This window comes from Mesorhizobium sp. B2-4-3 (genome assembly GCF_006442815.1).
Lineage (GTDB): Bacteria > Pseudomonadota > Alphaproteobacteria > Rhizobiales > Rhizobiaceae > Mesorhizobium.
Window position 1 is genome coordinate 1 of record NZ_VFVL01000043.1, and the last position, 17,595, is coordinate 17,595.

18 protein-coding genes are annotated in these 17,595 nt (G+C 64.9%); 4 read left to right on the forward strand and 14 right to left on the reverse strand.

Features of this window, described 5'->3' with window-relative positions:
* Positions 1-287 precede the first annotated feature (287 nt).
* Entirely contained in the window at positions 288-1,484 is a 1,197-nt protein-coding gene (locus FJ956_RS27745) for a GGDEF domain-containing protein (protein ID WP_140684894.1), read from the reverse strand.
* A gap of 158 nt (positions 1,485-1,642) precedes the next feature.
* Here FJ956_RS27745 and FJ956_RS27750 point away from each other — a divergent pair, with 158 nt between their 5' ends.
* Entirely contained in the window at positions 1,643-1,948 is a 306-nt protein-coding gene (locus FJ956_RS27750) for a hypothetical protein (RefSeq protein ID WP_140684895.1), read from the forward strand.
* A 65-nt stretch (positions 1,949-2,013) separates the two neighbouring features.
* On the opposite strand, the gene leuC is transcribed toward FJ956_RS27750, so the two are convergent.
* The 7 genes from leuC to rplS form a co-directional block, all read right to left on the reverse strand.
* Positions 2,014-3,423, reverse strand: a complete 1,410-nt coding sequence (leuC, locus tag FJ956_RS27755; protein WP_140684896.1) for a 3-isopropylmalate dehydratase large subunit — start codon at positions 3,421-3,423, stop codon at positions 2,014-2,016.
* Between the two features lie 396 nt (positions 3,424-3,819).
* Positions 3,820-4,470: a methyltransferase domain-containing protein gene (locus FJ956_RS27765; protein WP_140684897.1), complete on the reverse strand. Its 651-nt coding sequence runs from the start codon at positions 4,468-4,470 to the stop codon at positions 3,820-3,822.
* 57 nt (positions 4,471-4,527) lie between these two features.
* Positions 4,528-5,340: an amino acid ABC transporter permease gene (locus FJ956_RS27770; protein WP_140684898.1), complete on the reverse strand. Its 813-nt coding sequence runs from the start codon at positions 5,338-5,340 to the stop codon at positions 4,528-4,530.
* A 260-nt stretch (positions 5,341-5,600) separates the two neighbouring features.
* Complete coding sequence (locus FJ956_RS27780; RefSeq protein ID WP_140684899.1) at positions 5,601-6,398, reverse strand: transporter substrate-binding domain-containing protein; 798 nt, start codon at positions 6,396-6,398, stop codon at positions 5,601-5,603.
* Positions 6,399-6,630: 232 nt separating this feature from the next.
* Positions 6,631-7,131, reverse strand: coding sequence for a MarR family transcriptional regulator (locus FJ956_RS27785; RefSeq protein ID WP_140684900.1), 501 nt, complete (start codon positions 7,129-7,131; stop codon positions 6,631-6,633).
* Positions 7,128-7,547, reverse strand: coding sequence for an organic hydroperoxide resistance protein (locus FJ956_RS27790; RefSeq protein WP_140684901.1), 420 nt, complete (start codon positions 7,545-7,547; stop codon positions 7,128-7,130). Before FJ956_RS27790 ends, FJ956_RS27785 begins: the two co-directional genes overlap by 4 nt.
* A 487-nt stretch (positions 7,548-8,034) precedes the next feature.
* The gene (rplS, locus tag FJ956_RS27795) at positions 8,035-8,556 is read right to left on the reverse strand and encodes a 50S ribosomal protein L19 (RefSeq protein WP_095769549.1); all 522 of its coding nucleotides are present in this window, start codon (positions 8,554-8,556) and stop codon (positions 8,035-8,037) included.
* Positions 8,557-8,896: 340 nt separating this feature from the next.
* Between rplS and FJ956_RS27800 the strand changes: the two genes are divergently transcribed.
* Positions 8,897-9,649, forward strand: a complete 753-nt coding sequence (locus tag FJ956_RS27800; protein WP_140684902.1) for a sulfite exporter TauE/SafE family protein — start codon at positions 8,897-8,899, stop codon at positions 9,647-9,649.
* Between the two features lie 75 nt (positions 9,650-9,724).
* Here the strand turns inward: FJ956_RS27800 and trmD are convergent, their stop codons facing one another.
* On the reverse strand, positions 9,725-10,420 hold the full coding sequence (gene trmD, locus FJ956_RS27805) for a tRNA (guanosine(37)-N1)-methyltransferase TrmD (RefSeq protein WP_140684903.1): 696 nt from the start codon (positions 10,418-10,420) through the stop codon (positions 9,725-9,727).
* Positions 10,417-11,016 (reverse strand): ribosome maturation factor RimM, encoded by a 600-nt coding sequence (rimM, locus tag FJ956_RS27810; protein WP_140684904.1) that lies wholly within the window; start codon positions 11,014-11,016, stop codon positions 10,417-10,419. Before rimM ends, trmD begins: the two co-directional genes overlap by 4 nt.
* Positions 11,017-11,114: 98 nt before the next feature.
* Here rimM and FJ956_RS27815 point away from each other — a divergent pair, with 98 nt between their 5' ends.
* Positions 11,115-12,053 carry a tyrosine recombinase XerC gene (locus FJ956_RS27815; RefSeq protein ID WP_140684905.1) on the forward strand — a complete coding sequence of 313 codons (939 nt, stop codon included), beginning with the start codon at positions 11,115-11,117 and terminating at the stop codon, positions 12,051-12,053.
* A 334-nt stretch (positions 12,054-12,387) separates the two neighbouring features.
* A complete protein-coding gene (locus FJ956_RS27820; RefSeq protein WP_140684356.1) occupies positions 12,388-13,452 on the forward strand; it encodes a TraB/GumN family protein in 1,065 nt (354 codons plus the stop codon).
* A 701-nt stretch (positions 13,453-14,153) separates the two neighbouring features.
* On the opposite strand, the gene lpdA is transcribed toward FJ956_RS27820, so the two are convergent.
* Genes lpdA through FJ956_RS27845 form a run of 4 tightly spaced genes read right to left on the reverse strand, consistent with a single transcriptional unit; the run spans position 14,154 to position 17,512 of the window.
* Complete coding sequence (lpdA, locus tag FJ956_RS27830) at positions 14,154-15,560, reverse strand: dihydrolipoyl dehydrogenase (RefSeq protein ID WP_140684354.1); 1,407 nt, start codon at positions 15,558-15,560, stop codon at positions 14,154-14,156.
* Between the two features lie 22 nt (positions 15,561-15,582).
* A complete protein-coding gene (locus FJ956_RS27835; RefSeq protein WP_140684352.1) occupies positions 15,583-16,338 on the reverse strand; it encodes an SDR family oxidoreductase in 756 nt (251 codons plus the stop codon).
* Positions 16,335-16,847, reverse strand: a complete 513-nt coding sequence (locus FJ956_RS27840; RefSeq protein ID WP_140684350.1) for a hypothetical protein — start codon at positions 16,845-16,847, stop codon at positions 16,335-16,337. Before FJ956_RS27840 ends, FJ956_RS27835 begins: the two co-directional genes overlap by 4 nt.
* The gene (locus FJ956_RS27845; RefSeq protein ID WP_246672232.1) at positions 16,847-17,512 is read right to left on the reverse strand and encodes a DUF4241 domain-containing protein; all 666 of its coding nucleotides are present in this window, start codon (positions 17,510-17,512) and stop codon (positions 16,847-16,849) included. The genes FJ956_RS27840 and FJ956_RS27845 overlap by 1 nt, the downstream gene beginning before the upstream one ends.
* Between the last annotated feature and the right edge of the window lie 83 nt (positions 17,513-17,595).

Genomic DNA, 17,595 nt, shown 5'->3' on the forward strand with positions numbered 1-17,595 from the left:
ATCCCCGTTTGCTTTACAGCTGCAAAGACTTAGGACGGGCCGCCGCTCAGACCACGGTCATAACGTCTAGAATCCATTCCGTGACTTCCGAGCGCTGCCGCAGTGCAGAATTCTGCTCCGCCGCATTCTTTGATCAGAGTCACGGCATGGATTCCAGGGTCTCCGCGACGCCGCTTCGCGGCTGCTCCGCCCTGGAATGACGAGGATGAGGGGTTTCGGCCAATCGCGAACGTTGCGATCGCCTTCTGGACGAAGCGGAGGGCTTGGACAGCCCGGGCCTGCCTACCTCAACCGACGGCGAGCGGCTCGGCGACGAAAGCGGTCTCGGGCCTCTCGTAGGACAGGCGCACACTGTCGCGGCCGTTCTTCTTGGCCTTGTAGAGCGCTTCGTCGGCGCGCCGCATCAGCGGCGCCAGGCCTTCCCTGCCGGTGCGGGCGGCAACGCCGAAGCTGGCGGTCACCCTGGTGCCGGGCGGCAGCCCGTCGATCGCGCCGGTCGAATAGAAGGAGCGGATCGCTTCGGCGAAGAGCCTTGCCGACCCCAGGTCGCTGAGCGGCAAAAGCACGGCGAACTCTTCGCCGCCGATGCGCCCGGCGGCCCCGCGCGCGCCGGTGGCGGAGCGCAGCTTGGCCGCGAAGTCGGCGATGACCCGGTCGCCCGCCTCATGGCCGTGCCGGTCGTTCAGCGCCTTGAAGTGGTCGAGATCGGCCAGCACCAGGGCGACGGGAAAGCCGGCCTTGCCGCACTGATCGAGCAGCACGGTTGCCCGCTGCTCGAAACCGCGGCGGTTGAGGATGCCCGAGAGCGGATCGGTATGGGTCTCGGCCTTCAGCGCCCTCATCACGTCGAGCGCCGCGGCCGTGAACAGGCAGAGCGCGATCAGCAGCGACAACAGCGCGTGCGAAAGCAGCGCCGTCGTCCAGTAGGACGATCCGTAGAAGCCGTCATAGCCGGGGAACGGTCCATGCGCGATGACGACGATCAGCGTGCGGGCGATGAAGTTCAGCCCGGAAAGCAGCGACAGCGCGAACAGGATCTTTTCGGTCGGACCGTTGTTGCGCACCGTTCTCAGTTCCGCGGCGACGAGCAGGCTGAGCGCGCCGAAGCCGAAATTCATGACCAGCACCCGCCAGGTGAGATCCGGCTGGACGAACATGAACCAGATGAAAGCGGCAAGCCCGCCTCCGGTCATGATGACGATGCCGACATAGGGCACGCGCCGTCCATAGCGCGCGATGATCGCGCTGGAGAGGCAGCAGGCCGCGATCGTGAAGCAGATGTTCGAAACGAGCTTGGTCAGCGCCACGCCGACGGGAAGCGTGAAATACTGCAGCAGGAAACCCGGCGCCGACAGGCAGTAGCTCGCGCCGAGCGCGGCCAGATAGGGTCGATGGCGCTGATAAGACCACAGCACGAGGAACGCAGCGCCAAGCGCCAGCGCTATCGTCGGATTGAGCAGCGCTATGAGCAGACCGGTGTCCAAAGGACTGCGACTTTCCCCAACTTACCCAGGGGGAGATACTAGGACGCAAGCCCAAACAAGCGGTTAAGCCCGGACAAACACATCGCATGCCGCGGAACCGGCCTGCCGGAGCGGCGTTGTCCGGCCAGGCAGGAGACGCCAGACGGGAGACGATCGAGATGGCTGGCACGATCACTTTGACGAACCACGATGAAATCCGCTCCTGGGCGGCGGCGCGCGCCGGCTTTCCGGCCATCGTCGACGTCTCGCCAGAGGCGGGAACGCAGGCCATGCTGCGGCTGGTTTTCGGCCAGCAGGCCTATGAAGACACCGACCGCCCGGAGCGTCCGATCAACACTGGCGGCTATGAGCTTGTCGAATGGGACGAGTGGTTCAGGATCTTCGACGAGCGGCAGCTGGCCTTGGTCGTCGCCGCCGACGAGCCCGGCCGGCGCGAGGAGTTCCACGAGATCATTCGCAGATAGATCGCTGAAAGCAAAAAGGCCCGAACGTCCTGTCCGGGCCTCCGTTGAGCGCTGCAGCTGTGCGGTTACTTCCAGTCGCGGATGTCGACGAAATGACCGGCGATCGCGGCGGCCGCGGCCATGGCCGGCGACACCAGATGGGTGCGGCCCTTGAAACCCTGCCGGCCCTCGAAATTGCGGTTCGAGGTCGAGGCGCAGCGCTCATGCGGCTTCAGCCGGTCGTCGTTCATGGCCAGGCACATCGAGCAGCCGGGCTCGCGCCAATCGAAGCCGGCGGCGACGAAGATCTTGTCGAGGCCTTCGGCTTCCGCCTGTTCCTTGACCAGGCCGGAGCCGGGCACGATCATGGCGTTGACGCGCGGATTGACCTTCTTGCCCTCGACCACCTTGGCGGCGGCGCGCAGGTCCTCGATGCGGCCATTGGTGCAGGAGCCGATGAAGACGCGGTCGAGCGCGATGTCGGTGATCTTGGTCCCCGGCGTCAGCCCCATATAGTCGAGCGCGCGGATCTTCGACGTGCGCTTGTTCTCGTCCGCGATCTCTTGCGGATTGGGCACGATGCCCTGCACCGAGACGACATCCTCGGGCGAGGAGCCCCAGGAGACGATCGGCGGCAGCTTCGCCGCGTCGAGCACGACCACCTTGTCGAAATGCGCGCCCTCGTCGGAATGCAGCGTCTTCCAATAGGCGAGCGCGGCATCCCAGGCAGCGCCCTTCGGGGCGCGCGGCTTGTCCTTGACATAGGCGAAGGTCGTCTCGTCCGGCGCGATCAGGCCGGCCCGCGCCCCACCCTCGATCGACATGTTGCAGATCGTCATGCGGCCTTCCATCGACAGCGAGCGGATCGCTTCGCCGGCATATTCGATGACGTAGCCGGTGCCGCCGGCGGTGCCGATCTCGCCGATGATGGCGAGGATGATGTCCTTGGCGGTGACGCCTTCCGGCAACTGGCCATCGACGCGCACCAGCATATTCTTGGCCTTGCGCTGGATCAGCGTCTGGGTGGCCAGCACATGCTCGACTTCCGACGTGCCGATACCATGCGCCAGCGCGCCGAAAGCGCCATGCGTGGAGGTGTGGCTATCGCCGCAGACGATGGTCATGCCGGGCAGCGTAAAACCCTGCTCCGGCCCGATGATGTGGACGATGCCCTGGCGGATATCGTTCTCGGAATAATATTCGATGCCGAAATCCTTGGCGTTCTTGGCCAGCGCCTCGACCTGGATGCGGCTTTCCTCGTTCTTGATGCCGAACTTGCGCTCGGGCGAGGTCGGCACATTATGATCGACCACGGCTAGCGTCTTTTCCGGATGCCGGACTTTTCTGCCGCTCATGCGCAGGCCCTCGAAGGCCTGCGGGCTGGTGACCTCATGCACGAGGTGGCGGTCGATATAGAGCAGGCAGGTGCCGTCGTCCTGGCGGTCGACCGTATGGTCGTCGAAGATCTTGTCGTAGAGGGTGCGCGGTGCGCTCATGTGCGTAAATCCGTCGATATGAGAATGGGAAAAGGACGCCGGCAACCCGGCGCGACGACTGCGATCGGTCGGCTCAGCGAAGTCGGCTGGTGAGCGCGCCGCAGACGCGCGCGGAGAAACGCGACGGCAGGCGCTTCCTGTCCTGCAGCACGAAACCCTTGTAGGCCGGATCGCTGAAAAGCTTTTCCATGGCGGGGTAGATAGCAATGTTTTGGCTTTTCGGCAATTGGCGCGACTTTCCCTTCTCCCCTTGTGGGAGAAGGTGGATCGGCGCGCAGCGCCGAGACGGATGAGGGGTGTTCCAGCGAAGTGAGGCGTCGGCGTTCCCTGGAGCACCCCTCATCCGGCCGCTTCGCGGCCACCTTCTCCCGCAAGGGGAGAAGGGAAACTCGCAGCTCACATCACCTCGAACACAAACGTCTTCACCAGCGCCTCCGGGTCGCCGATGGCATAGCAGCGGAACCACGGACTTTCCTCGACCAGCCGCCATTTGCCCGCCTGCGTCAGCTCATCGAACACCGCCTGGAAGCAGCCGCTCTCGAAAACCTGGTCGCGCACGGTGAAGATGGCGTGACCGCCGGCCTTGGTGATGCGCACCAGTTCATGCAGTCCCGAAGCCGGCGCGTGGCCGATGGTGAAGACGCCGGTCGAGAAGAAGGCGCGGAAATGCCGGTCGGGCCACGGCAGCGGACCGCCGAGCATCGCCTTCTTCAGCTCGCCATAGGCCGGCTTGTTGTTGGCCTGGCGGCTGCCGGCGATCTTCAGCATGTCGTCGGAGAGGTCGAGCCCGGCGATGTCGCCATAGCCCAGAGCCTTCAGCGACGGCCCCGACAGGCCGGTGCCGCAGCCGGCGTCGAGCAGCGGACCTTCGCCCGCCGGCACGTGCCGCGCCACCCAGGCGGTGATGAGGAAAGGCAGAAGGTAGCCGAGCGAGGCGGTCTCGCTGTCATAGGTCGCGGCCCAGTCGGCATAGGCCTTGGCGAGCGCCTCCGGCGAATCGGCCGAATAGACGGAGTCCAGCGCCGCATTGGCCTTGTCGAAATCCATGGGCGTGTCCTCCGCGATGATGTGCTGAAGGATCGTAGCGCGCTCGGAGGCCGCCGGCTATTCCCGATGCTGGCGGCGCAGCCGCTGTTCCAGCGTCCGCAGCGCCAGCGACAGGCCGACGGTCAGGATGAGGTAGATATAGGCGACGATCGAATAGGTCTCGAAGAAGCGGAAGGAGCCCGCGGCATAGACCTTGCCCATCTGGGTGATGTCGGCGACGCCGAGCACCGAGACCAGCGAGGAATCCTTGACCATGGCGACGAAGTCGTTGCCGAGCGGCGGCAGGATGGTGCGGATCGCCTGCGGAAAGACGATCAGCCCGAAGCGCTGCGCTCGGCTGAGCCCAAGCGCCTTCGCGGCTTCGATCTGTCCCTTCTCGACCGACTGGATGCCGGCGCGGAACACTTCCGAGATGAAGGCCGAGTAGCCGATGGTCAAAGCCATGATGGCGCGCCAGAGCAGCGACACGTCGCGCACCAGCAGTTCGCCGATCAGGCCGGCGCTCTGCAGCGGCGCGGTCAGCGCGTTCCAGGCGGCGACGAAGGCCGGCGCGCCGGCAAAGGCGATCCAGAACAACAGCACCAGGATCGGCACGCCGCGGATGATCTCGACATAGAAGCGCGCGATCTGCCGCAGCCATTGCGACCCCGAGAGCGCCATCAGGGCGATGCCGAGCCCGAGCGCGGAGGCCAAGGCGAAAGCGACCGCGGTGACGAAGATGGTGACGCCGATGCCCTTGGCGACGGTGGCAAAGACTTGCGCATAGAGGTCGCTGGACGCAATGGCGACGGCAGCGGCCAAAGCAAGGACGAGGGCGGCGGCCAGCCACCAGGGGAATTCGGATTTGGATGTGGATGGGGTGGCGGGCATCAGTTCCCAACGCTGGTGAATAGATGCCTTCGCAAGAGCTGCTGATCTCCCTCCTTGCGGGGGAGATGGCCGGCAGGCCAGAGGGGGGTGCTGTCCCGCCGGCCTATCAACTGATTACGATCACAGCCCTCGATCGGATTCTCTTCGAAGAAGCTTGGAACGGAAATATCGCGATCCTGCACACCCCCCTCTGCCCTGCCGGGCATCTCCCCCGCAAGGGGGGAGATTGGCAGCTTTGCCGGCCATCGCGACAACAGGGCCTACTGCCCCATCTTGTAATCGAGGAACCACTTCTTGTTGAGCTTGTCGAAGGTGCCGTCGGCCTTCAGCGAAGCGATCGCGGCATTGACCGGTTTCACCAGGTCCGAGCCCTTCGGGAAGATGAAGCCGAAATCCTCGGTGCCGAGCGGCCCGCCGATCAGCTTGAGCTTGCCTTCGGAGGCATCGACATAGCCCTGGCCGGCGGTGCCGTCGGTGAGCACAACGTCGACGTCGCCCGATTTCAGCGCCTGCACGGTCGCGCCGAACGTCTCGAACAGCTTTATCCGCGGGTTCTGCTCGTTGCCGTCGAGCACGCTGTAGACGGCGGTGTAGAAAGGCGTGGTGCCGGGCTGTGCACCGATCAGCCCGTCCTTGAAGGCGCCGAAGGTCTTGGCGTCGGTGAAGCGGCTTTCATCGCCGCGCACCAGCATGAATTGCTCCGAGCGCATATAGGGATCGGAAAAGTCGACCTTCTCCTTGCGGTCGTCCTTGATGGTGATGCCGGTCATGCCGATGTTGTACTGGTTGTCGGAAACCGCCTGGATCATCGCGTCCCAGGAGGTGTTCTGGTATTCGACCTTGAAGTTCAGCCGCTTGGCGATCTCGTCCATCGCGTCATATTCCCAGCCGATCTGCTTGCCGGTCTTCTTGTCGATGAACTGCAGCGGCGGATAGGCGTTTTCCGTCACCACCACGACCTTCTTGCCGCCGAGATCGGGCAGCGTATCGGCGAGCGCCGCGACAGGCGCGAGAAGCCAGGCCACCATGGCGGCCAGCAGCAGTTTCGACTTGGTCATGACAAATCTCCGAAGGTGCGGGCCGCGCTGCAATCTCGCGGCCAGGAAAAATCCGGTGCCGACTTTAGAGCAATTCCAGGAAAAGTGTGAAGCGGTTTTCCGTTCGGAATTGCGTAAAAACAAAGAGATAGAGCCGCATGCGCCTTGCAAGCCGGTCCGCGCTGACACAAGGCCGGCCAACACGCAATCCGATGCTCTTCGGGGATGGTTTCGAGGACAGCCTTTGCGGCGTTCAGTCCTGATTGGCCGTGGCTTCGCGCAATCCGGCGACCAGTCGTGTCAGCGTGCCGTGCAGGGCTTTGAGCTCGGCTCGCTCCAGCGGCATGCCGCAGCTCAGTCCCTCCTGCACGTCTTTCATCTTCGCCCGCAGCGCCTGACCCTTGGCTGTCGGCTCGACCAGAACCCGGCGTTCGTCGGCGCTATCGCGCCGGCGCGTCACGAGGCCGCCGCCTTCCATCCGCTTGATCAGTGGCGTCAGCGTCGCCGAATCGAGCCCAAGCGCTGCGCCGAGCTCGCCGATCGTGCTCGGCGAATGCTGCCACAACGCCAGCATCGCCAGATATTGCGGATAGGTGAGGCCGAGCGGATCGAGCAACGGCCGGTAAAGCTTTGTCATCAGCCCGCTTGCCGAATAGAGCGCGAAGCAAAGCTGCTGGTCGAGGCGCGGCACCTCGAGCGCCCCGGCGCCCTGCGCCGGAGCTTGCTTGGTCATGGTTTCGGTTTTCGTCGTCATGCAGCCTTTGCCGAGAGCGCCACATCGATATTGCCCCGGATGGCGTTGGAATAGGGGCAGATCTTGTGCGCTTCCGATACAAGCGCCTCTGCGCCCGCCTGATCAAGACCCTTGATCTCCGCCGCCAGCGAAACCCCGAGCCTGAAGCCGCCCTGGTCGTTCGGATAGAGGCTCACCGTGGAGGTGACCGAAGCGTCCTCAAGCGGCAGCTTCTGCTGGCGGGCGACGAAGCGCACCGCGCTCTCGAAGCAGGCGGCATAGCCGACGGCGAAAAGCTGTTCGGGATTGGTGGCGCCACCCTTGCCGCCGAGTTCCTTCGGCATCGCCAGGTCGACCTTGAGCAGGCCGTCACTGGTCTCGCCGTGACCGTTGCGGCCGCCGCTGACGTGAGCCTGGGTGCTGTAAAGTGCCGACATTTTTGTCTCCATTTGATTTGTGCACGATTATTTAGTGTACAAGGTAATTGGATGTCAACCCCGATGTCTTCATGCACGGGCGGAGCGACGCGAAGCGGTGCGCGAGGATCAAAGCGCTGCTGCGGCGTAGAAATCCAAAACGTTCGCGGGCAGAAGGAAGGGAACGCTGACCTATCACCTTCGTCATTCTAGGGCGGAGCAAGGAGCGAAGCGACGCGCGTAGACCCTGGAATCCATTCCGTGAGATAAGAGCGATACTGCGGTCCAGACCTATCTTTTCAGGAAGGTTCGACGGAGTTCCATTCTCTACCGCCGCATCGCTCGCGAAGGTAACGGAATGGATTCTAGGGTCTCCGCTCCGCTTCGCGTCGCTCCGCCCTAGAATGACGAAACCGCGAAGGCTTCGATCAATTCCGAACGCTTGCGATAGCCGCAATACGAAAAAGGCGGCCGAAGCCGCCTTTCCAAAACCTGTTTCGCGAAAGCCTTATTCGGCCGAAGCGGCCTCGGCGGCGGCCTTCTTCTCGGCGGCTTCCTTGGCGGCCGTCTCGGCGGCCAGCGCCTGAGCGGCAGCGACCTTCTCGGCCTCGATGCGGGCGCGCTCGGCGTTCAGCGCATCGCGCTCTTCGTCGTTCAGCTTGCGGGCGCGCACGCCGGTGTTTTCCGAAATGCGGGCCGACTTGCCGCGACGGTCGCGCAGGTAATAGAGCTTGGCGCGACGAACCTTGCCGCGACGCACGATCTCGACGCCCTCGACCATCGGCGAGTAGACCGGGAAAACGCGCTCCACGCCTTCGCCGTAGGAAATCTTGCGTACAGTGAAATTCTCCTGGAAGCCCGAGCCGGCGCGGGCGATGACGACGCCCTCATAGGCCTGGACGCGGGTGCGGGTGCCCTCGGTGACGCGCACCTGGACGCGCACGGTGTCGCCCGGCTGGAATTCGGGCAGCTTGCGCTTGGCTTCGATCTTGGCGGCCTGTTCGGCCTCGAGCTGACGGATGAGATCCATCTCAAATATCCACTTCTTGTTCTTCCGACAGTCAGAGCGTCCAACGCTCGCCTTGCAGTTCCAATGACCGCTCGGCTATGCCCTTTGTCGAAACATCGGGCAGGGACGGCTACACCGCACTTGTTGACGGGTCCAGAAGATCGTTCTTCCGGTTCGGGCGGGCACATACAGCCATTTTGCCGCTTTGTCACGCCCTAATGCATGTCGCCCGGAAGTGTGAGCGGTTCTGGGACGGCGACATGCATCAAAAAAGATCTTGAGACATATTTTGCCCCCATGGCCCCACATTACCGCGGCCGTGCCGGGTTGCGCGCGGCTTGCAAGCTTCCTAAGCGGGGAAATGACTTTTTTCGATGCCGCCTTGCTGTTTCTTTCGGGTTTTGTCTCCGGTGCCGTCAATGCCGTCGCCGGCGGCGGCACCTTCGTCACCTTCGGCGCCATGACGCTGGTCGGCGTGCCGCCGATCGTCGCCAACGCCACCTCCTCGGTGACGCAGTTTCCCGGCTATATCACCTCCACGCTCGCCTATCTCGACGACATCAGGCATTTCTGGCGTCAGGCGCTGCTGCTCTGCGTGATCTCGGCCTTCGGCGCGCTGGCCGGTTCGCTCATCCTGCTTGCGCTTTCCAACCCGTCCTTCCGCGCGCTGGTGCCATGGCTGCTGATCGCCGCGACCGCGCTCTTCGCCGCCGGGCCATGGCTGAAGCCGGCGCCCAAGCCCGGCGCCCAAGCCAGGGTCGGCTCGTTCGCCGGATCGCTCGCCCAGTTCGTAACCTCGATCTATGGCGGCTTCTTCGGCGCCGGCATGGGCGTCATGATGCTGGCGACGCTCGGCCTGACGCAGGCCGGCGACTACCACCGGCTCAACGCGCTGAAGAACATGCTGGCCGTGGTCATCGCGGCCATCGCCATCCTGGTCTTCGTCTCCGGCGGTGTCGTCGCCTGGCCGCAGGCGATCGTCATGATCCCGGGCGGCGCGCTCGGCGGCTATGCCGGCGTCTGGATCGCCAAGCGCGTGCCGCAGGGCCTCGTGCGCGGCTTCGTCGTCGCCGTCGGCCTGTTTCTGGCCTTTTATTACTTCACCAAGGGGTGAGAACCATGATCCCGAAAAGTGGGAACCGGTTTTCGGAAAAGATCATGGTCAGATAAAAGGACGATCGCCCCCGGGCTACCGGGGCGGATCGGACCCCAGCAAATCCGGCCGCCGCTCCCTGGTCAGCTTCTCGGCCTCGGCGCGTCGCCAGGCGGCGATCTTCTTGTGGTTGCCGGAGATCAGCACCTCCGGTATCGGCTTGCCCTCGAATTCCTGCGGCCGCGTGTAGTGCGGATGCTCGAGGAGGCCGTTCTCGAAACTCTCTTCCTCGCCCGACACCGCATTGCCCATCACGCCGGGCAAAAGCCGCACCACGGCGTCGAGCAGCACGAGCGCCGCCGGCTCGCCGCCCGACAGGATGAAATCGCCGACCGAGACTTCCTCCAGCCCCCGCGCCTCGATCAGCCGCTGGTCGACGCCTTCGAAGCGCCCGCACAGGATGACCGCGCCCGGACCGGCGGCCAATTCGCGCACGCGCGCCTGCGTCAGCGGTTTTCCGCGCGGGCTCATCAGCAGCCTTGGACGCTCATCGCCCGGCGGCGAGGCGTGGTCGATCGCCTTGGCCAGCACGTCGGCGCGCATCACCATGCCGGCGCCGCCGCCGGCCGGGGTGTCGTCGACGGTGCGGTGCCTGTCGGTGGCGAAATCGCGGATCTGGATCGCCTCGAGCGACCAGGTGCCGGCCTCCAGCGCGCGGCCGGCCAGCGACAGGCCGAGCGGGCCCGGGAACATCTCCGGATAGAGCGTCAGCACCGAAGCGGCAAAGCTCAACGGTTGCCCCCGGCATCCTTCGGTCCGCGCGGCCGGCCTTTCGGGTCGAAGCCGGCATCTCTGGGCGCTTCGCCGTCTTCTTCGTCTTCAACCAGCCCCGCTGCCTGAGGGTTGACCTCCACGAATCCGTCGGCGATCGAAACATGCGGCACCGCGGCCTGCGTGAACGGGATCAGCACGCCCTTGCGGCCGGCAAGCGTGACGTCGAGGATGTCGCCGCCGCCGAAATTGTGCACGGCGACGACCTTGCCGATGACGCCCGTATCGTCCCTGACGTCGAGCCCGATGAGATCGGCGTGATAGAACTCGTCCTCCTCGCCGTCGTCGGGCAGCACCGAGCGGTCGACGAACAGCTCCGTACCGGCCAGCGCCTCGGCGGCGTTGCGGTCACCGACGCCCTTGAAGCGCACCACCACCACGGTGCCGGCCGGCCTGATATCGTTGATCTGGAAGGCGCGGCCGTCCCTGGCATAAAGCGGACCGTAATCGGCCAGCGCCAGCGGATCGCCGGTGAAGGTTTTCACCCGCAATTCGCCCTTGATGCCGTGCGCGGCGCCGATAACGGCCATCTGTACAGGGTTTTCGAGCTTCGACATCGGCGGCGCTTCCTTTGCCCTGCTCTAACGCCGTCAAGCTGTCATTTCAATGATCGCCTCTTCACCGCTTCCTAACTTGCATGCCCGAAACTGCCGCCATGCAGGAATTCCTCATCCCGGCCAAACCCGACCTCCAGGCGGCGCGTGAGACCTGGCTGAAGACGCTGGCGCATGAACGCCGGCTGTCGCCGCAGACCGTCGAGGCCTATGAGCGCGACACCCGGCAGTTCCTGCATTTCTTGACCGGGCATCGCGGCGGTTCTCCAGGCATCTCGGACATCGCCGACCTGCGCCCCGCCGATTTGCGCGGCTTCCTCGCCAAGCGCCGCAATGAAGGCGCTGGCGCGCGCACGCTCGGCCGCGGCCTTGCCGGCATCCGCTCACTGCTGCGCTTTCTCGAACGGCGCGGCCTGGTCAACGCCGCCGGCGCGGCGGCTCTGCGCGCGCCGCGGCAGCCGAAATCGCTGCCCAAGCCGCTGACGGCAAGCGACGCCAAACAAGTGGTGGCCGTGGAAGGCCAGCTCGCTGACGAGCCATGGATCGCCGCCCGCAATGCCGCCGTGCTGACGCTGCTCTATGGCTCAGGCCTGCGCATCTCCGAAGCGCTCGGCCTGACCGCCGGCGACCTCGCCTCCGAGACCGACACCGTGCTGCGCGTCATCGGCAAGGGCGGCAAGACGCGGCTGGTGCCAGTGCTTCCGGTGGCTAGCAAAGCCGTCGCCGAATACCGCCGGCTCTGCCCCTTCAATATCGATCCCAAGGGTCTTTTGTTCCGCGGCGCCCGCGGCGGCCCGCTCAACCCGGCCATCGTCCAGCGCGAGATGGCCAAGCTGCGCTCGGCGCTCAACCTGCCCGACACCGCGACGCCGCATGCCTTGCGCCATTCCTTCGCCACCCATCTGCTCGGCCGCGGCGGCGACCTGCGCACCATCCAGGAACTGCTTGGTCACGCCAGCCTGTCGACCACCCAGATCTATACTGGCGTCGACACGGCAAGGCTGCTGGATATCTACGAGAAGGCCCATCCAAGGGCGTGACCGCCTCTGAGGTCATCCGGAGCCCTCCGAACTCGTCATTCTAGGGCGGAGCAAGGAGCGAAGCGACGCGCGCAGACCCTAGAATCCATGCCGTGACCTCGGCCGTGGAGTGCAACGGTGCAGAATTCTGGACCGCAGCGGCGCTTTGAAGGCACGGAATGGATCTTTGGGTCTGCGCGCGTCGCTCCGCTCCTTGCTCCGCCCGTGGATGACGACCGCGATGGGAGTTTCCGCTAACCACCAACGGCATTCCGTCCGACAGCTCACCGCACCTGAAACAATTTCACCCTGCCAATTAACCGTTTTGCCGCTTTTCGACGCTAAGACGCTTTCCATGAAACGCGTCATCGCCATCGCCGACCGCGCGGCCCTTGTCTCGTTGAAGCTGCTTGCGGCGCTCAACCTGCTGTTTTTCCTGTCTTTCCTCGTCGTTCTGCTGATCGCCGGCCGGGCGCATGCTGGCGCGCCCAGTTGCGCCGGCACCGATCTTTTGACGGCGCTGGAAAAGAACGATCCCGCCGCCTTCAAGAAGGTCGAGACCGAGGCGGGGGCCGTCCCGAACGGCAAGGGCCTGCTTTGGAAGCTGGAGAAACCGGGCGAAAAGCCGTCCTATCTGTTCGGCACCATGCACATGACCGATACGCGCGTCACCACGCTGCCGGCCGCCGCGCAGCAAGCCTATGACGGCGCCGGCACGATCGTCATCGAGACCACCGACGCGCTCGACAAGGCCAAGATGATGGCCGCGATGGCCAGCGAACCCGGCCTGATGATGTTCACCGACAACACCACGCTGTCGTCGCTCCTGTCGCCGGACGATGCGGCGGCGCTGGACAAGGGGCTCGACGCGCGCGGCATTCCGCCGGCGACGGTCGCCAAGATGAAGCCGTGGATCCTGTCGGCGATGATGGCGTTGCCGGCCTGTGAGGTGGCGCGCCAGAGCGCCGGCGAACCCGTGCTGGACGTCAAGCTCGCCTCGGACGCCAAGGCATCGGGCAAGGACGTCGAAGGGCTCGAGACCGCCGTCGATCAGTTGCGCGCCATGGCCTCGCTGCCGCTCGAATTCCATATGAAGAGCCTGGTCGAGACGATGAAGCTTGGCGACAAGGTGAACGACGTCAACGAGACGATGATCGTGCTCTACCAGCGTGGCGAGGTCGGCATGTTCTGGCCGCTCTTCCGGGCCGTGTTGCCGGAGACGGCGGACGACAAGGCCGGCTATGCCGCCTTCGAGCAGACCATGATCACGAGCCGCAACAAGGTGATGGCGGCGCATGCCGGGCCGATATTGGCCAAGGGCAACGTTTTCATGGCCGTCGGCGCCATGCATCTGCCCGGTCCGGAAGGACTGGTCGAGGATTTTCGCAAGGCAGGGTATAGTGTTACCGCCGTCAACTGAGTCGTCTGACGGCTGGCGGACCTGAAAACGCCGGTTTTTCAGCGCTTTCCGTCCGTCCGCGTGAAACCCGATGCGGGGTCAGCGCGTTGATGGCTGTTATTTTGATGACTTTCATCCAAGGAGGACACGTTTCATGGCGAACCCTAACGACCCCTTCACCCCTTCGAGCACGCCTCCCAAGTCGGGTGGTGGCGGCAGCGGGTGGCTGATCGCCCTAGTTGTTATTATCCTGGCCATTGTTGCGTATTATGTCTTTGGCAGAAGCGGCGGCGAGCATGCGCCGGCCCCGGCTGAGCCGCCGGCCGCCAGCACGCCGGCTCCCGCGCCTGCAACGCCGGCTCCAGCCCCTGAGCCAGCTCCGGCGCCTGCCCCGGCACCCGCGCCAGCTCCGGCACCCGCGCCGGCCCCTGCGCCAGCTCCGGCACCTGCGCCGGCTCAGTAATCGGGCTACAGCTTGACGACAAACGGCCCGCCGAAAGGCGGGCCGTTTTGGTTGGGGGGCAACTACGGCGCCTTCGTCATACCCGGGCTTGACCCGGGTATCCATGCCGTGACCGTTGCCGTAGAGCGCGACAGCGCAAAATTCTGTAACCGTTGCAACGCTTTAGCGTCACGGCATGGATCCTAGGGTCTGCGCGCGTCGCTTCGCTCCTTGCTTCGCCCTAGGATGACGAAACGATGGGTTCTGCGCTGGCGCGCAGCTAAATATGAATCGGCTTGAAGAATGTCGCCAGCGCCGCTTCCTTCACCGCTTCCGACATCGTCGGATGCGCGTGACAGGTGCGGGCGAGGTCTTCGGACGAACCGCCGAATTCCATCAGCACCGCCGCTTCGTGAATCATCTCGCCGGCGCCGAAGCCGACGATATGGACGCCGAGCACGCGGTCGCTGGCCTTGTCGGCCAGGATCTTCACGAAACCGTCGGTGTGCAGCATGGCGCGCGCGCGGCCATTGGCGCTGAACGGGAATTTGCCGGCCTTGTAGTCGATGCCGGCCTTCTTCAGCTCTTCCTCGGTCTTGCCGACCGAAGCGATCTCCGGGCTGGTGTAGACGACGCTCGGGATGACGTCGTAGTTCACATGGCCGGCCTGGCCGGCGATGATCTCGGCGACTGCCACGCCTTCGTCCTCGGCCTTGTGCGCCAGCATCGGCCCGGCGATGACGTCGCCGATGGCATAGATGCCGGGCACATTGGTTCTGAGATGCCCATCGGTCTTGACCCGGCCGCGCTCGTCGAGCTCGACGCCGGCTTCCTTCAATCCGAGACTGTCGGCATAGGGGCGCCGCCCGGTGGCGACCAGCACCACATCGGCCTCGATGGTTTCCGCCGCGCCGCCCTTGACCGGCTCGAAGGTGACGCTGGCGCCCTTCTTGGCCTTGGCGACGCCCGTGACCTTGGCGCCGAGCTTGAACTCGAAGCCTTGCTTGGAGAGCAGCCGCTGGAACTGTTTCGACACCTCGCCGTCCATGCCGCCCAGGATCGTGTCGAGGAACTCGACGACCGTGACCTTGGCGCCGAGCCTTGCCCAGACCGAGCCGAGCTCCAGCCCGATGACGCCGCCGCCGACCACCACCAGGGTGGCTGGCACCTTGGCCAGCGACAGCGCGCCAGTGGAGGAGACGATCGCCTTCTCGTCGAAATCGACTTTGACCCCCGGAATGCCGGCGACGTCCGAACCGGTGGCGATCACGATGTTCTTGGTCTCGATCTCCTCGACCTTGCCATCCTCACCGGTCACCGACACCTTGCCGGCGGAAATCACCTTGCCGGTGCCGCGGAAGGAATCGATCTTGTTCTTCTTGAACAGGAAGGCGACGCCGTTGACGTTGGACGTAACCGTCGCGTCCTTGTGCGCCATCATCTTCTTCAGATTGAGCTTCGGCGCCGGTATCTCGACGCCCAGCGTATCGAAGGCGTGGCCGGCTTCGGCGAACATCTCGGAGGCGTGGAGCAGCGCCTTCGACGGAATGCAGCCGATGTTGAGGCAGGTGCCGCCGAACGTGGCGTTCTTCTCGACCACCGCCGTCTTCAGGCCGAGCTGCGCCGCCTTGATGGCGCAGACATAGCCGCCAGGCCCAGATCCGATGATTACGACGTCATAAGCCATGGTCTTGTCCTTTTATCCGGCCTCAGCGGCCGCCGCTCACAGTGAGGATCGCGCCCGTTATATAGGAGGCCGCGTCCGACAGAAGATAGAGAACCGCGCCAGCAACTTCGTCCGCCGTTCCGGCGCGTTTCATCGGCAGCAGATCCTGCATCCGCGCCACCCGGTCGGGCTGGCCGCCCGAGGCGTGGATTTCGGTGTCGGTGATGCCGGGACTGATCGCGTTGACGCGGATGCCTTCGAGCGCCACCTCGCGTGCCAGCCCGACGGTCATGGTGTCGATCGCGCCTTTCGAGGCGGCGTAGTCGACATATTCGCCCGGCGAGCCGAGCCGGGCCGCCGCCGAGGAGATGTTGACGATGGCGCCACCCTGGCCGCCATGCCGCGTCGACATGCGCTTCACCGCTTCGCGTGCGCAGAGGAACGAGCCGACGACGTTGATGCGCATCATGCGCTCGAGCCGCGCCACGCTCATCTCGTCGACGCGCGCCTTGGCGTCGACGATGCCGGCATTGTTGACGAAAGCGTCGAGCCGGCCAAAGGCCTGGTCCACGGCTTCGAAGATTGCGATGACGCCAGCCTCGTGGCCGACATCGCCCTTGACCGCGAACGCGTCGCCGCCAGCGCCTTTGAGTTCGGCGACAAGAGCATCGGCAGCCGACTGGTTGGAGACGTAATTCACCGCCACGCGATAACCAGCCTCACTCGCCTGCCGGCAGATGGCCGCGCCGATGCCGCGGCTGCCGCCGGTGACCAGCAGCGTCTTCCTATCCGCGCTCATTCCTGGTAGCCTTTCAGCACGAAGATATCCCACGGCACTTTCGAAAAGCCGCCGGGGCCATAAGCCGCCGACATTTCGAGCGACGGCCCGAGATCGGGAAAGATCAGGCTTTTCGGCGCGTCGGCGCCTTCGGCCGGCAGCAGGCCGATCGTGCCCTCCTCGTCGGCGCTGTAGATGACGCCTTCCCAGACCGTGCAGGCGGCAAGCTCCTCGCCGGTGACGTCGCCCGTCGGGCATTTGTACATCAGCGAGCCATGCGGCCGCGCGGCGCTGCCTTCGGTCCACATCGCGATGCCGTCGAGCACGACATTGTTGTCGAGGATCATGCGGAATGCGTTGGTGATCGTCGCCGAGGTGCCGGTCGGGGTGAAGTCGATCTCGGCGCCGCTCTGCGCCTCGCCATAGACGGCGAGCTGGATCAGGCAGGCGGCCTGGGCGCTAGAAGTCGCAGCCGTAAGCGCCAGCGACCCGGCCATCAATCCGATCATGGGCGAGGCGGCATTCGTCATCACTTGGCCTGGTCGCCTTCTCGGCCGTCGGCGTTTTCGAGCACGCCGAAATCGGTCATCAGGACCACCGGCTCGCCGGCCGCGTCCAGTCCCCAGAAAGACGGATAGAAGCCATCGCCCCAGCCGCTCCAGAACATCGCGACGTTGACCGGATTGCCGGCGTCCGGATGGTGCATGACGAACCGGTCCTGGTTGGGCGCGAACTCGGCCGCCAGCACATCGTCATAATAGTTCTGATCCGGCTTGAGCTTGTCCTGCGCCGCCGACATCAGGGCCATCGCGGCCTTGTCCATGAACGAGCCGAGGCCGGCATCAACGGGATAGCCGAAGATCTCGTCGCCGTTCAGCGTCGAAACGTCCTGTCCCGGCAGAAGGGCAAGCTCCCATCGCACGGGCAAGCCGGAACGGAAGCGAAGGAACGCGGCGGCGACGCGGCCCTGCGCCTCGAACAGCGCGACCGGATAGCGCCCCGGCTTCACCTTGCGGGCCAGCGCCGGCCAGTCGTCGGTCGTGATCAGGGGATCGCAGGCGATGATCTCGCCTGTCGGCAACTCGAGCTCGCCGATCGGCGTGACGGTGATCTTGCGCTCCGCCAATTGCGCATCGGAGAGCGCAAAGATGCCGAAATTGCTGCTCGCCGTCGCCGGATCCCAGTCGGCGGCCATGGCGAGCGACGGGATAGCGGCGGAGAGGCCAAGCAGGAAGATGGTGCGCCGCAAGCCGCGTGCCGTCCGGCCGAGTTTGAGCC

What these genes read in the sequence shown, in the direction of transcription:
- FJ956_RS27750 (WP_140684895.1), top strand. Translation starts at nt 1,643, where the DNA reads ATGGCTGGCACGATCACTTTGACGAACCACGATGAAATCCGCTCCTGG.
- leuC (WP_140684896.1), bottom strand. Translation starts at nt 3,423, where the DNA reads ATGAGCGCACCGCGCACCCTCTACGACAAGATCTTCGACGACCATACG.
- FJ956_RS27765 (WP_140684897.1), bottom strand. Translation starts at nt 4,470, where the DNA reads ATGGATTTCGACAAGGCCAATGCGGCGCTGGACTCCGTCTATTCGGCC.
- FJ956_RS27770 (WP_140684898.1), bottom strand. Translation starts at nt 5,340, where the DNA reads ATGCCCGCCACCCCATCCACATCCAAATCCGAATTCCCCTGGTGGCTG.
- FJ956_RS27780 (WP_140684899.1), bottom strand. Translation starts at nt 6,398, where the DNA reads ATGACCAAGTCGAAACTGCTGCTGGCCGCCATGGTGGCCTGGCTTCTC.
- FJ956_RS27785 (WP_140684900.1), bottom strand. Translation starts at nt 7,131, where the DNA reads ATGACGACGAAAACCGAAACCATGACCAAGCAAGCTCCGGCGCAGGGC.
- FJ956_RS27790 (WP_140684901.1), bottom strand. Translation starts at nt 7,547, where the DNA reads ATGTCGGCACTTTACAGCACCCAGGCTCACGTCAGCGGCGGCCGCAAC.
- rplS (WP_095769549.1), bottom strand. Translation starts at nt 8,556, where the DNA reads ATGGATCTCATCCGTCAGCTCGAGGCCGAACAGGCCGCCAAGATCGAA.
- FJ956_RS27800 (WP_140684902.1), top strand. Translation starts at nt 8,897, where the DNA reads ATGACTTTTTTCGATGCCGCCTTGCTGTTTCTTTCGGGTTTTGTCTCC.
- rimM (WP_140684904.1), bottom strand. Translation starts at nt 11,016, where the DNA reads ATGTCGAAGCTCGAAAACCCTGTACAGATGGCCGTTATCGGCGCCGCG.
- FJ956_RS27815 (WP_140684905.1), top strand. Translation starts at nt 11,115, where the DNA reads ATGCAGGAATTCCTCATCCCGGCCAAACCCGACCTCCAGGCGGCGCGT.
- FJ956_RS27820 (WP_140684356.1), top strand. Translation starts at nt 12,388, where the DNA reads ATGAAACGCGTCATCGCCATCGCCGACCGCGCGGCCCTTGTCTCGTTG.
- lpdA (WP_140684354.1), bottom strand. Translation starts at nt 15,560, where the DNA reads ATGGCTTATGACGTCGTAATCATCGGATCTGGGCCTGGCGGCTATGTC.
- FJ956_RS27835 (WP_140684352.1), bottom strand. Translation starts at nt 16,338, where the DNA reads ATGAGCGCGGATAGGAAGACGCTGCTGGTCACCGGCGGCAGCCGCGGC.
- FJ956_RS27840 (WP_140684350.1), bottom strand. Translation starts at nt 16,847, where the DNA reads ATGACGAATGCCGCCTCGCCCATGATCGGATTGATGGCCGGGTCGCTG.
- FJ956_RS27845 (WP_246672232.1), bottom strand. Translation starts at nt 17,512, where the DNA reads ATGGCCGCCGACTGGGATCCGGCGACGGCGAGCAGCAATTTCGGCATC.